Source organism: Synechococcus sp. CBW1006 (assembly GCF_015840525.1).
Lineage (GTDB): Bacteria > Cyanobacteriota > Cyanobacteriia > PCC-6307 > Cyanobiaceae > CBW1002.
Map to the genome: position 1 here is coordinate 3400677 of NZ_CP060396.1, position 12489 is coordinate 3413165.

The 12489-nt window shown below is 64.2% G+C and carries 12 protein-coding genes; 8 read left to right on the top strand and 4 right to left on the bottom strand.

The window, feature by feature from the left end; translation table 11 throughout:
• Nucleotides 1-14: 14 nt before the first annotated feature.
• The gene (gene dxs / locus H8F26_RS16800; protein WP_197155899.1) at nucleotides 15-1934 is read right to left on the bottom strand and encodes a 1-deoxy-D-xylulose-5-phosphate synthase; all 1920 of its coding nucleotides are present in this window, start codon (nucleotides 1932-1934) and stop codon (nucleotides 15-17) included.
• An 87-nt stretch (nucleotides 1935-2021) separates the two neighbouring features.
• Between dxs and ilvA the strand changes: the two genes are divergently transcribed.
• From ilvA to H8F26_RS16820, 4 genes are all read left to right on the top strand, one after another.
• A complete protein-coding gene (gene ilvA / locus H8F26_RS16805) occupies nucleotides 2022-3722 on the top strand; it encodes a threonine ammonia-lyase, biosynthetic (RefSeq protein ID WP_197155900.1) in 1701 nt (566 codons plus the stop codon).
• Between the two features lie 104 nt (nucleotides 3723-3826).
• Nucleotides 3827-4375, top strand: a complete 549-nt coding sequence (gene scpB, locus H8F26_RS16810; protein ID WP_197155901.1) for an SMC-Scp complex subunit ScpB — start codon at nucleotides 3827-3829, stop codon at nucleotides 4373-4375.
• 24 nt (nucleotides 4376-4399) lie between these two features.
• Nucleotides 4400-4696, top strand: coding sequence for a YggT family protein (locus H8F26_RS16815; protein ID WP_197155902.1), 297 nt, complete (start codon nucleotides 4400-4402; stop codon nucleotides 4694-4696).
• Nucleotides 4693-5181, top strand: a complete 489-nt coding sequence (locus H8F26_RS16820; protein ID WP_197155903.1) for a hemagglutinin — start codon at nucleotides 4693-4695, stop codon at nucleotides 5179-5181. The genes H8F26_RS16815 and H8F26_RS16820 overlap by 4 nt, the downstream gene beginning before the upstream one ends.
• A gap of 10 nt (nucleotides 5182-5191) precedes the next feature.
• Here H8F26_RS16820 and H8F26_RS16825 read toward each other — a convergent pair whose 3' ends face one another.
• Together H8F26_RS16825 and H8F26_RS16830 are read right to left on the bottom strand one after the other, a co-directional pair.
• Complete coding sequence (locus tag H8F26_RS16825; protein ID WP_231605313.1) at nucleotides 5192-5713, bottom strand: hypothetical protein; 522 nt, start codon at nucleotides 5711-5713, stop codon at nucleotides 5192-5194.
• A 40-nt stretch (nucleotides 5714-5753) separates the two neighbouring features.
• Nucleotides 5754-6083, bottom strand: a complete 330-nt coding sequence (locus tag H8F26_RS16830; RefSeq protein WP_197155905.1) for a nucleoside triphosphate pyrophosphohydrolase family protein — start codon at nucleotides 6081-6083, stop codon at nucleotides 5754-5756.
• Between the two features lie 44 nt (nucleotides 6084-6127).
• Between H8F26_RS16830 and pyk the strand changes: the two genes are divergently transcribed.
• The 4 genes from pyk to ftsH all read left to right on the top strand — a co-directional run bounded on the left by pyk (nucleotide 6128) and on the right by ftsH (nucleotide 11661).
• On the top strand, nucleotides 6128-7912 hold the full coding sequence (gene pyk / locus H8F26_RS16835) for a pyruvate kinase (protein WP_231605314.1): 1785 nt from the start codon (nucleotides 6128-6130) through the stop codon (nucleotides 7910-7912).
• Nucleotides 7913-7930: 18 nt separating this feature from the next.
• Nucleotides 7931-9160 carry an ABC transporter permease gene (locus tag H8F26_RS16840; protein WP_197155907.1) on the top strand — a complete coding sequence of 410 codons (1230 nt, stop codon included), beginning with the start codon at nucleotides 7931-7933 and terminating at the stop codon, nucleotides 9158-9160.
• Between the two features lie 144 nt (nucleotides 9161-9304).
• Nucleotides 9305-9577, top strand: coding sequence for a DUF1830 domain-containing protein (locus tag H8F26_RS16845; RefSeq protein ID WP_231597921.1), 273 nt, complete (start codon nucleotides 9305-9307; stop codon nucleotides 9575-9577).
• Nucleotides 9578-9678: 101 nt separating this feature from the next.
• On the top strand, nucleotides 9679-11661 hold the full coding sequence (gene ftsH / locus H8F26_RS16850) for an ATP-dependent zinc metalloprotease FtsH (protein WP_197155911.1): 1983 nt from the start codon (nucleotides 9679-9681) through the stop codon (nucleotides 11659-11661).
• A gap of 234 nt (nucleotides 11662-11895) precedes the next feature.
• Here ftsH and clpP read toward each other — a convergent pair whose 3' ends face one another.
• Nucleotides 11896-12486, bottom strand: coding sequence for an ATP-dependent Clp endopeptidase proteolytic subunit ClpP (gene clpP, locus H8F26_RS16855; RefSeq protein ID WP_197155913.1), 591 nt, complete (start codon nucleotides 12484-12486; stop codon nucleotides 11896-11898).
• Nucleotides 12487-12489: the final 3 nt, after the last annotated feature.

Genomic DNA, 12489 nt, shown 5'->3' on the forward strand with positions numbered 1-12489 from the left:
GTGATGCACCCGGCTCAGACCGGAAGCGCCTGGCGTTCCGCGGTCACGAAGACGCCCGCAAAGCGCTGCTGGATCCGCTCCGCCATCTGGGGTGGCGTCAGACCCAGGGTCAGCTTGCTCTGCTCCGGGGTGGCGTGATCCACCAGCACGTCAGGAATGCCGAGGCGCAGCACCGGTACCAGCACATCGTGATCGTTGAGACTCTCGACCACGGCCGCACCGAAGCCACCGGGCAGGGCACCCTCCTCCATGGTCACCACCCGACCGATGCGGCGAGCCAGCGGCAGGATCAGGGCTTCATCAAGGGGGCGAAGGAAACGGGCATTGACCACGGCGGCCCGGATTCCCTTCTCCTGCAACAGACCGGCGGTGGCCATGGCTGGCGCCACCATGGCTCCATAGGCCACGATCAGCAGGTCGTCGCCATCGGTGAGCAGTTCACCCCGGCCGATCTCCAGAGGCTCCCAGCCCTCTTCCATCAGCGGAGCCCCCTCGCCTTCACCGCGAGGGATGCGAATCGCGCAGGGGCCGGTGTGGTGGATGGAGGTCACCAACATGCGCTGCAGTTCGGCTTCGTCCTTCGGAGCCATCACCGTGAAGTTGGGCACGGCACGCAGGTAGCTGATGTCGTACTGGCCCTGATGGGTGGGGCCGTCGGCTCCGACGATGCCGGCCCGGTCCATCACAAAGGTGACCGGCAGGTTCTGGATGCCCACATCGTGGATCAGCTGGTCATAGGCGCGCTGCAGGAAGGTGCTGTAGATCGCCACAACCGGCCGCAGCCCCTCACAGGCCATGCCGGCCGCCATGGTGACGGCGTGTTGCTCGGCGATGCCGACATCGATGTATTGCTTGGGCAGGGCCTTCTCGAGCAGATCCAGCCCGGTGCCCGTGGCCATGGCGGCGGTGATTCCCACCACCCGCGGATCCTGCTCACAGATCTTGACCAGGGTCTGACCGAAGACCTTGCTGTAACTGGGCGGCTTCGGCTTGCTGGAGGGATAGGCCTTGCCGGTTTTAAGGTCAAAGGCCGACTGGGCGTGATAGGCCACCTGATCGGCTTCGGCATAGGGATAGCCTTTGCCCTTGGTGGTGGCCACGTGCACCAGCACGGGGCCTTCAGTGCGATGAGCCAGCTCGAAGGTGCGCACCATCTCGGGGATGTTGTGGCCGTCGATCGGGCCGATGTAGGTGAAACCCAGTTCCTCGAAGACGGCACCCACCTTGGGAACGGCCAGGCGGCGCATGCCCTCCTTGATGCGCTCCAGCTCCGGGGGCAGCTCGCCATGCAGGAAGGGCAGATGGCGGATGGCCTCCTCGGCGTTGCCGGAGAGGAACTGCACCGGCGGGCTCAGCCGCATGCGGTTGAGGTAGGTGGAGAGAGCCCCCACCGGCGGGCTGATCGACATGTCGTTGTCGTTCAGCACCACCAGCAATCGGGTGCGGGGGAGATGGCCGGCGTGGTTGATCGCCTCCAGGGCCATGCCACCGGTGAGGGCGCCATCACCGATCACGGCCACACATTTGAAATCCTCGCCACGGCGATCTCGCGCCAGGGCCATGCCCAGGGCAGCCGAGATCGAGGTGGAGGCGTGGCCGGCACCGAAGTGGTCGAAGCGGCTCTCGCTGCGTTTGAGATAACCGGCCACCCCGCTCTTCTGGCGCAGGCTGTCGAAATCGTTGTAGCGGCCGGTGATCAGTTTGTGCGGGTAGGCCTGATGGCCCACGTCCCACACGACCCGGTCCTCATCGAGGTCGAGGGTCTGATAGAGGGCCAGGGTGAGTTCCACCACGCCAAGTCCAGGACCGAGGTGGCCGCCGCTGGTGGACACCACCTCCAGGTGGCGCTCCCGGATCTGTCGTGCGATCGCCTCAAGGTCAGCGGTGCTGAGCCCATGCAATTGATTGGGGTGACTCAGCTCGCTGAGATGCATGCCCTGGCTCTCTCGTGGAGGTCAATCTAGGTGGTCGTTCCCGGGGGACGGCGACATCCGCTACAGGGGGTTGCGACACTGACGCCCATGATCGACCCACGCTCCAGTGCCCCTTCATCCCGCGCCGTCGCGTCCCAGACCAGCTGCGGGCCGACCACCGACGGGCAGGCCTTCGGCAGTGATGCCAACGGCAGGGACGAGCCGTTGCCCGAAGCGAGCAGTTACCTGCAACGCATCCTGCGGGCGCGCGTCTACGACGTGGCGATCGAAACGCCACTCGATGCGGCCCCCAACCTTTCGGGCCGGCTTGAGAACACCGTGCTGCTCAAGCGCGAAGACCTGCAGCCGGTGTTCAGCTTCAAGCTGCGGGGCGCCTACAACAAGATGGCGTCGCTCTCTGCCGCCGAGCTGGAACGGGGGGTGATCGCCGCCAGCGCCGGCAACCATGCCCAGGGCGTGGCCCTCGGGGCCCGCAAGCTCGGCTGCACCGCGGTGATCGTGATGCCGGTCACCACGCCGGAGATGAAGGTGCGGGCCGTGGCGGCCCGAGGCGCCGAGGTGGTGCTGCATGGCGACAACTACGACGCGGCCTGCGCGGAAGCCCGGCGGCTGGAGATCGAGCGCGGACTCACGTTCATCCACCCTTTCGACGATCCGGAGGTGATCGCCGGCCAGGGCACGATCGCCTTTGAAATCCTGCGGCAGTGCTCCTCACCCCCCGATGCCATCTACGTGGCAGTGGGTGGCGGCGGCCTGATCGGCGGCATCGCCGCCTATGTGAAAAGCCTCTGGCCCGCTGTGGAGGTGATCGGCGTGGAACCCACCGACGCCGATGCGATGACCCGCTCCCTGGCTTGCGGGGAGCGAGTCATCCTGGAGCAGGTCGGCCTGTTCGCCGATGGGGTGGCGGTGCGGCAGGTGGGGCTGCACACCTTCGCGCTGGCGCAGCGATACGTGGATGCGATGGTGACCGTGGGCACCGACGAGATCTGCGCCGCGATCAAGGACGTGTTCGAGGACACCCGCTCGATCCTCGAGCCGGCCGGAGCCCTGGCGGTGGCCGGCATGAAGGCCGACGTGGCACGGCGGGGCCTGAAAGGGCGGACCCTGGTGGCAGTGGCCTGCGGCGCCAACATGAACTTTGATCGACTCCGCTTCGTGGCGGAACGGGCCGAACTGGGCGAGGAGCGCGAAGCGATGCTGGCCGTGGAGATTCCGGAGCGGCCCGGCAGCCTGCGTCAGTTCTGTGAGCTCCTGGGGGGGCGCAGCCTCACCGAATTCAGCTATCGCATGGCCGATCCCCGGGTGGCGCACATCTTCATCGGGGTCCAGATCCGCGGCCACCGCGACACCCGGCAGCTGATCGGGGAACTGCGAAGCGGCGGGTTCGCCTGCCTCGATCTCTCGGACAACGAACTGGCCAAGCTGCACCTGCGCCACATGGTGGGTGGACGCCTGCCCGCCGGTGCCGTAGCCGCCGCCGCCCAGAGCGAAGAACTGCTCTACCGCTTTGAGTTCCCGGAAAAACCGGGTGCCCTGATGACCTTCGTGCAGGCACTCCATGCCAGCTGGAACATCAGCATCTTTCACTACCGCAACCAGGGCGCCGACGTGGGGCGGATCGTGGTGGGTCTGCAGGTGCCTCCGAACGAGCAGGCGGCCTGGGAGCAGTTTCTGGCAGGCCTGGCCTATCGCCACTGGAACGAGACGGGCAATCCCGCCTACCGATTGTTCCTGGGAGCCGATCAACCTCCCAACAGGCTGGAGCAGCCCACGGCCGGCGAATAGGCCATGCCGAGATCGTGCAATCGGCCGCCAGAGCTGGCCTTGCCAGCTCCGCTAGGTTTCGGTGACGCCCGCAGCGCCGCCCTTTCCCCCCTGCTCTCGCGTCGATGGCCCGAGACACCCTCTCCCTGCCGGCACGCCTCGAGGCGATCCTCTATCTGAAGGGGCGCCCCCTCAGCCTGGTGGAACTGGCCGCAATCGCGGCCACCACCCCAGAAGAGACCGAACTGGGCCTCATCGCCCTGATCGCCGATTACGCCCATCGTGATACGGCCCTCGAGATCCGCCAGGAGGGCAAGCACTACGGGCTGCAGCTCAAGGACAGCCTCGGCGATCTGGTCCAGAGCCTTCTGCCGGTGGACCTGTCCACCGCCGCCCTGCGTACCCTGGCCACGATCGCGCTGAAGAAGCGACTGCTGCAGTCCGATCTGGTGGAGCTGCGTGGCTCCGGCGCCTACGACCACATCAAGGAACTGCTCGCTCAGAATTTCATTGAACGGAAACGCCAGAGTGATGGGCGCTCCTACTGGATCAGCCTGAGCGAGAAGTTTCACCGTACCTTCGCCGTGCTGCCGGCCCGGGCCGACGAGCAGGGAGCGGCGAACGGGGAATCCCCACCGTCTCCGGATCGGGCTCCGGATCAGAAGGCTGCATAGAGTCGAGCAGACGGCACCCGACCCATGGAAATCCTCAGCCTGCTGCTGGCCGTTCTGGCCAGAACCCTTGAGATCTACACGCTGATCCTGCTGGTGCGGGTCCTGCTGAGCTGGTTCCCCAACCTGGACTGGAGCAACCCGCTGCTCTCCACCGTGAGCTCGATCACCGATCCCTACCTCAATGCCTTCCGGGGCCTGATCCCACCCCTGGGTGGCCTCGACCTGTCGGCGATTCTGGCCTTCATCGCCCTGCAACTGCTCCAGAGCCTGCTGGGCGGTGCCAGCGCCTCGCTGATGGCCCAGGCGTCGATGTACGGATGACCCTCACCTTCGTTCCGATCCACGTCTTCCGGCACACCCCGCTGGTGACCTTCTTCGATGCCAGCGTTCCCCACAGCAATGGCACCGACGTGGTGGTCCACGAGGGTCCGGCTGTCTCTCCCCCCGACGACGAGGACTTTTTTCAGTTCTACCGGCACCAGCATCAGGTGGATCACAACCTGGTGCTCAGTGGCAGCCGCACCTTCGTGCTGCTCAACCCCTCCTGGGATCAGCCGCACCATGTCGTGCATCTGCAGCGGGCCATGGGTGCCCTGCAGATCCCGATCGGCACCCTGCATCGCTCGTTTTCGGGGGAAGAGGGCAGCATCGTGCTGAACCAGTCGGTGCGGGATCCCCAGTTCAGCTACGCCACTGAATTCATCCCGTTGAGCCTGCGGCAGCGGCAGGATCTTCAGGAACTGCTGGCCTTGAGTCCGTGGATCTGGAGCTGGCGCGATGGCCATATCCACCGCGACCACCCCTGAGCAGCAACACTCAGGCAGGGTCGACAGGATCCAGGGCCTGCTCAAGCGGCAGCAGTTCATCGTTCTCACCCGCACGCCGCCGCACGGGCGCGCTGAATCCCCGCGCCTTGACATGGCGAACCTGCAGCGGGCCAGGGGTTCCAGCCGGCACAGCCAGACGCAGAGCGAAGGCGGAGTCGCCGGGCGGCACATCACCGATCGAGCCCACCCGGGTGCGGTTCTGGAGCACCGGCTCGCCACTGGCATCGAGAATCACGGCGTAGACATCCGTATCCACCACCGCCCGACGGCTGGGGTTTGCCACCACGCCCCGCAACGCGTAACAACTGGCTGTGCCGCTGCGTCCCTGCTCCGGCTGGGCACCCACATCACTGCGGGGGCAGGGCTCCAGAACCACCTCGCGCACGCCCAGCTCGGCCGCCAGCGCAGGGGCGACCCCCCCCAGCAATGAGCCCAGCAGCAGCCCCACGACCAAAGCATGCCGCAGGACGCGCAAGGACGTTTCCCAGGACGCCGCCAGGACGCGGTGCATGGCAGAGACGCAAACTGCCTTCCGGTCTACCGAATCCGCCCTAGCGATCGTCGCCGCTGCCGCCGATCACGTCGCGGGCTGCCCGGCTGGCCAGTTTGGCGAGATTGGCGGTGGCCACCTCCTCCAGATCGAAATCCAGTTCGGTGGCCAGTTGAGCCACGTACCACAGAACATCCCCCAGCTCCGCCTTGAGGCCCTCCCGCACGGCGGCGTCGAACACACCACCGCGATCCCGCAGCACCTTCTTCACCTTGTCGGCCACCTCGCCGGCCTCACCGCAGAGGCCGAGGGTGGGATAGATCGGGTTGGCACCAGCATCGGGGTAACGGGCCGTGGCCCGGGAGCGCTGCTGATAGCTGCGCAAATCCATGACTGGAGATCGTCAGGTTGGATGGTAGTTTCCGGCTGTCACCGATGGTTCTGTCCGGTCCCATGCGTCGCACCAAGATCGTGGCCACCATCGGGCCCGCCACCGAATCGCCGGAACGGCTCAGGCAACTGATCGAAGCCGGTGCCACCACCTTCCGGCTCAATTTTTCCCACGGCGATCACGCCGACCATGCCACCCGGATCGCCACCATCCGGCAGGTGGCGCATCAGATGGGAGCCAACATCGGCATCCTTCAGGATCTGCAGGGTCCGAAGATCCGCCTGGGGCGCTTCGTTGGCGGCCCCATCACGTTGGCGAACGGTGATCGCTTCAGTCTCACCTCCAGGGATGTGAGCTGCGACCAGACCATCGCCACCGTCACGTACAACAAACTCGCCGACGAAGTGCCCTGCGGCAGCCGCATCCTCCTCGATGACGGCCGGGTCGAGATGCTGGTGGAGGAGGTGGATCAGGCCGAGCAGACCCTTCACTGCAGCGTCACGGTCGGCGGGGTTCTCTCCAACAACAAGGGGGTCAACTTCCCCGATGTGCAGCTTTCGATCCGAGCCCTCACCGACAAGGATCGCGAAGATCTGACCTTCGGACTGCAGCAGGGCGTCGACTGGGTGGCTCTGAGCTTTGTGCGCAACCCCTCCGACATGCAGGAGATCCGCGATCTGATCCACAGCCAGGGTCACAACACGCCGGTGGTGGCGAAGATCGAGAAGTTCGAGGCGATCGATCAGATCGACGCCATCCTTCCCCTCTGTGACGGGGTGATGGTGGCCCGTGGTGATCTCGGTGTGGAGATGCCAGCTGAGGAAGTGCCGTTGCTTCAGAAGGAGCTGATCCGCAAGGCCAACAGCCTCGGCATCCCGATCATCACGGCCACCCAGATGCTCGATTCGATGGCGTCCAGCCCCAGGCCCACCCGCGCCGAGGTGAGCGATGTGGCCAATGCCATCCTCGACGGCACCGATGCGGTGATGCTCTCCAACGAGACAGCCGTGGGGGACTTCCCGGTGGAAGCTGTGGCCACCATGGATCAGATCGCGCGACGCATCGAGCGCGATTACCCGCGCCGCACGCTTGACAGCCATCTGGCCAACACAATCCCCAACGCCATCAGCCAGGGGGTGAGCAGCATCGCCCGCCAGCTTGGTGCTTCCGCGATCCTGACGCTCACCAAGAGCGGCGCCACCGCTCGCAATGTCAGCAAGTTCAGGCCGAGCACACCGATCCTGGCAATCACCGGTGACGTGGCGGTCGCACGGCAACTGCAACTGGTCTGGGGCGTGACGCCCCTGCTGGTGAAGGAGCAGAACTCCAGCACCAGCACCTTCAGCATGGCGATGGGCATCGCCCGCGAGATGGCTCTGCTCAGCGATGGCGATCTGGTGGTCCAGACCGCCGGCACCCTGGCTGGCATCAGTGGCTCCACCGACTTCATCAAGGTGGGGATCGTCTCGGCAGTGCTGGGCAGGGGCACCGGCGTCGGTGGCGGCTCGGTGAGTGGCCGGGTACGGCTGGCCAGAACCCCGGAAGAGGCCGCCATGCTGCAGGTGGGTGAAATTCTGGTGGTGCCGGAAACCTCCGCCGCCTATGTGGATGCGATCCGCAAGGCCAAGGGGATGATCACCGAAACCGAGGGAAGCGACAGCCATGCCGCCGTGATCGCCGAACGGATCGGCATCCCGGCGATCGTGGGTGTGATCAATGCCACCACGGATCTGCGACAGGGGGAGATCGTCACCCTGGATGTTCCGGAGGGGTTGGTGCACCGTGGTGCTCGCAGCCACAACGCCGACGGTTATCGGTCCATCCTGTAGGTCGGCTGCATCCCCTCCATGGCCTCGAGACTTCCGCTGGCCGAAACGGTCGGGATGGCGCTCACCACCCTGCGCTCCAACCGGCTGCGCAGCCTGCTCACCATGCTCGGCATCGTGATCGGCAATGCCTCGGTGATCAGCCTGGTGGGGGTGGGTCAGGGAGCCCAGAACCTGGCCGAAGGCCAGCTCAGCACCCTCGGAGCCAACGTGCTGTTTGTGGTGCCGGGCAATAACGACACCCGTCGTCAGGGCATCGACTTCCCCAAAACGCTGGTGCTGGAGGATGCCGAAGCGATCGCCTCCCAGGTGCCGAGCGTGCGGCGGGTCGCCCCCCAGATCACCCTCAGCGAAGTCATCCAGGCAGGCGGTCTGAGCACCTCCGCGTCTGTGTCGGGGGTGACGCCGGAATTCCTGACCGTACGCAGCTTTGATCTCGCCCAGGGCCGGTTCTTCAACAGCGGCGATCTGAGCTCCGCACGCAATGTGGCCGTGATCGGCCCCGATCTGCGTGACAAGCTCCTGCCCACCGGAGGCGCGATCGGCCGGCAACTGCGCATCCGCGATCAGTCGTTTGAGGTGATCGGCGTTCTGGGGGCCAAGGGGGCCGTGTTCGGCTCCAATCAGGACGAAGCCGCCTACGTACCCCTGACCACCATGGTGAGCAAACTGAGCGGCCGTGATCCCACCTATGGAGTGAGTCTCAACTTCATCAGCGTGGAAGCCCGCGACGACGACAGCATCAACGCCGCCAAGTTTCAGATCACCAACCTGCTGCGCCAGCGCCACCGCCTGCTGCGGGAGGACGACTTCGCCGTGCGCACCCAGAAGGATGCCCTGACGATCGTGAGCACGATCACTGGTGGGCTGACCCTGATGCTGGCGGCGATCGGGGCCGTCTCTCTGCTCGTGGGCGGCATCGGCATCATGAACATCATGTTGGTGTCGGTCAGCGAACGCACCCAGGAGATCGGCCTGCGCAAGGCGCTGGGTGCTCGCAGCAGCGACGTGCTGCGTCAGTTTCTGGTGGAATCCCTGGTGCTCTCCAGCCTCGGCGGCGTGATCGGCAGTGCCGTGGGACTGGCGGCGGTGGCCGCGGTGGCAACCTTCACACCCCTACCGGCGGCTGTGGGCGCTGGAACGGTGCTGATCACCGTGGGGTTGTCGGGATCAATCGGCCTGTTCTTCGGCGTCGTCCCGGCCAGGCGGGCAGCACGGCTGGATCCGATCGTGGCGCTTCGCAGTCTGTAGGGCTCCCCTGCCAACCCCGCGGATGCCCGGTCAAGACCGAAGAAACTGTTAAACCCGAAAAAGCGTGGCCATGGTCACCAAACCGAGACGGGGTTAATGGGTTGATGGTTCCAAGAATCCCACCTGTCTCTGGCCTTGGAACTGATGTCCTGCGGATATCGCAACACCACAGAGCGCATGGTGATCGTGCGCTGCTGTGGACCGGATCAGTTTTACCTGGAACGCGTGGTGTTCCCCTTTGAGCTGCTCAGCTTTCACTGCCCCCCCGAGGGCGACGTGGAAATCTGGACCCATGGGCTCGGGGGACCGGAACTTCTGGAGCGTCTTCAGGGTCGTGAACTGCTGATCGAACAGCCCTTCAGCCCAACCACCATGAACCTGACCCCCGCGCCCACCCCCTGGCTTCAGACCGGCTGATCCAGCTTCAGCGCTGGCCACGCGATGGCAAGGAGCATTTGAAGAACTTTCTCCAGTTGGCGCTGTCGCAGCGTTACAGTTGGTAAGAATTACTCTCAGGTATGAACCAGCGCTGGCGTCTGATCGCTCTCTGGCTGCTACCGCTGGCTGTGGCCGGCTTTCTCGCCTGGCAACTGCTTGGCAGCGGGGTCACTTCCCGGCTCCAGCCCGATGGCACCGCAGCGGCACCCCGAAACACGGCGGTGGCCCGCATGAGTTATGGGCGGTTTCTCGACTATGTCGATGCCGGTCGTGTGACGGCCGTCGACATTTTTGATGGAGGCCGCAGTGCCGTGATCGAAGCTGTTGACCCCGACCTTGACAACAGGGTTCAGCGCCTCAGGGTTGATCTGCCCGGGGTGGCACCTGAGCTGGTGAACAAGCTCAAGGAGCAAGGCATCAGCTTTGACATTCATCCTCCAAAGAATGCTCCTCCTGTTCTGGGCCTGCTCGGCAATCTGCTCTTTCCGCTCCTCCTGATCGGCTCGCTGATCTTCCTGGCCCGTCGCTCCTCGGGCATGCCTGGTGGTCCTGGCCAGGCGATGCAGTTCGGCAAGACCAAAGCCCGTTTCGCCATGGAAGCCGAAACCGGCGTCAAATTCGACGATGTGGCCGGTGTGGAAGAAGCCAAACAGGATCTCCAGGAGGTCGTGACCTTTCTGAAGACCCCTGAACGCTTCACCTCGGTCGGGGCCAAGATTCCCAAGGGTGTGCTTCTGGTGGGCCCTCCCGGCACCGGCAAAACTCTGCTCGCCAAGGCGATCGCTGGGGAGGCAGGCGTGCCGTTCTTCTCGCTTTCAGGATCCGAGTTCGTCGAGATGTTCGTTGGCGTCGGAGCCAGCCGTGTGCGTGACCTCTTCAAGCGCGCCAAGGAAAACAGTCCGTGTCTGATCTTTATCGACGAGATCGATGCGGTGGGTCGTCAGCGCGGCGCCGGCATCGGAGGCGGCAACGACGAGCGGGAGCAGACCCTCAACCAGCTGCTCACTGAGATGGACGGCTTTGAGGGGAACAGCGGCATCATCATCATCGCTGCCACCAACCGAGCGGATGTCCTCGATTCAGCCCTGATGCGACCGGGTCGCTTCGACCGTCAGGTTCAGGTGGATGTCCCTGACATCAAAGGTCGTCTCGCTGTGCTGAAGGTTCACAGCCGCGACAAAACCCTCGCCGATGATGTGAGTCTTGAGACCATTGCCCGCCGCACCCCCGGCTTCTCCGGCGCTGATCTCGCAAATCTGCTCAATGAGGCTGCCATCCTGACGGCCCGTCGCCGCAAACAGGCCACCGGCCTCGCCGAGATTGACGACGCTGTTGATCGGGTGATTGCCGGTATGGAGGGCAAACCACTCACCGATGGGCGCAGCAAACGGCTGATTGCCTACCACGAAGTTGGCCATGCCTTGGTGGGAACCCTTGTCAAAGCCCATGACCCTGTGCAGAAGGTCACCCTGATCCCTCGCGGTCAGGCCCAGGGGCTCACCTGGTTCTCTCCGGATGAGGAGCAGATGCTGGTAAGCAGGGCACAGCTGCGGGCCCGCATCATGGGGGCCCTGGGTGGTCGAGCCGCAGAGGATGTGGTGTTCGGCCACTCGGAGGTCACCACGGGAGCCGGTGGTGACATTCAGCAGGTGGCCTCCATCGCCCGCCAGATGGTGACCCGCTTCGGCATGAGTGATCTGGGCCAGGTGTCGTTTGAGGCCGGTAATCAGGAGGTATTCCTGGGCCGTGACCTGATGACCCGCAATGATGGATCCGATCGGCTGGCCAGCAAGATCGATGACGCCGTTCGCCAGATCGTGCAGACGGCTTACGCCGAAACGGTGGCCTTGGTGGCCCAGCACCGAGACTGCATGGATCGAGTGGTTGAACTTCTGATCGAAAAAGAATCCCTCAATGGTGACGAGTTCCGTGCCATCGTTTCGGAATTTGCTCAGATTCCCGAGAAAGAGCGCTTCTCTCCACTGCTGCAGAGCGAGGCTCTAAACCAGGACAGCGCTTCTAGCCCTGGAGGTATTGAGCCGGAACCAGCTGTTCAGGCATGAGCATTTTCGGCGGCTGCCTTTGAGGACCAGCTAAGCGACATCAGAATTTGAACGTCACCCATAAAAAGCCCGCCATATGGCGGGCTTTTTCGTTGCGATTGGGTGGAAGAAGCCCTGTGTTCAGTACAGCGTCGTAGAGACGCAGAGTGACTCAACGACTCAGGGCGAATCTCGAAGCAGGATCTTCAAGCGGCGAGCTGAGCGGGAAGCAGGACCCATAGCCGAAAACAGGGCTCAGAGGGCACGGACTGGGCGCTTGTCAATGACCTTGTCGATCAGGCCATAGTCGACAGCCTCGGCTGGAGACATGAAGAAATCGCGATCCGTGTCTTCCTCAATGCGGGGGAGGGGCTGGCCTGTGCGATCGGAAAGCTCCTGGTTGAGCTTCTTTTTGAGATAAAGAATTTCATCCGCCTGAATCCGGATGTCACTGGCCTGGCCGCGGGCACCACCCAGGGGCTGGTGAATCATGATCCTGGAATGGGTGAGGCTGCTGCGCTTGCCCTTGGTGCCAGCGCAGAGCAGGAACGCACCCATCGAGGCCGCCAGGCCAAGACACACGGTCTGCACATCTGGTTTGATGTGCTGCATCGTGTCGAAGATGCCGAGGCCATCGTAGACGGAACCTCCTGGAGAGTTGATGTAGAGGAAAATGTCCTTGTCCGGGTCCTCGGCTTCGAGGAACAGAAGCTGGGCCACCACACGGTTGGCAGATTCGGCCGTGACGGGTTCGCCAAGGAAGATGATCCGCTCGCGCAACAGGCGCGAGTAGATGTCAAAGGCGCGCTCTCCCCGTCCCGACTCTTCGATCACGATCGGGATCATGGG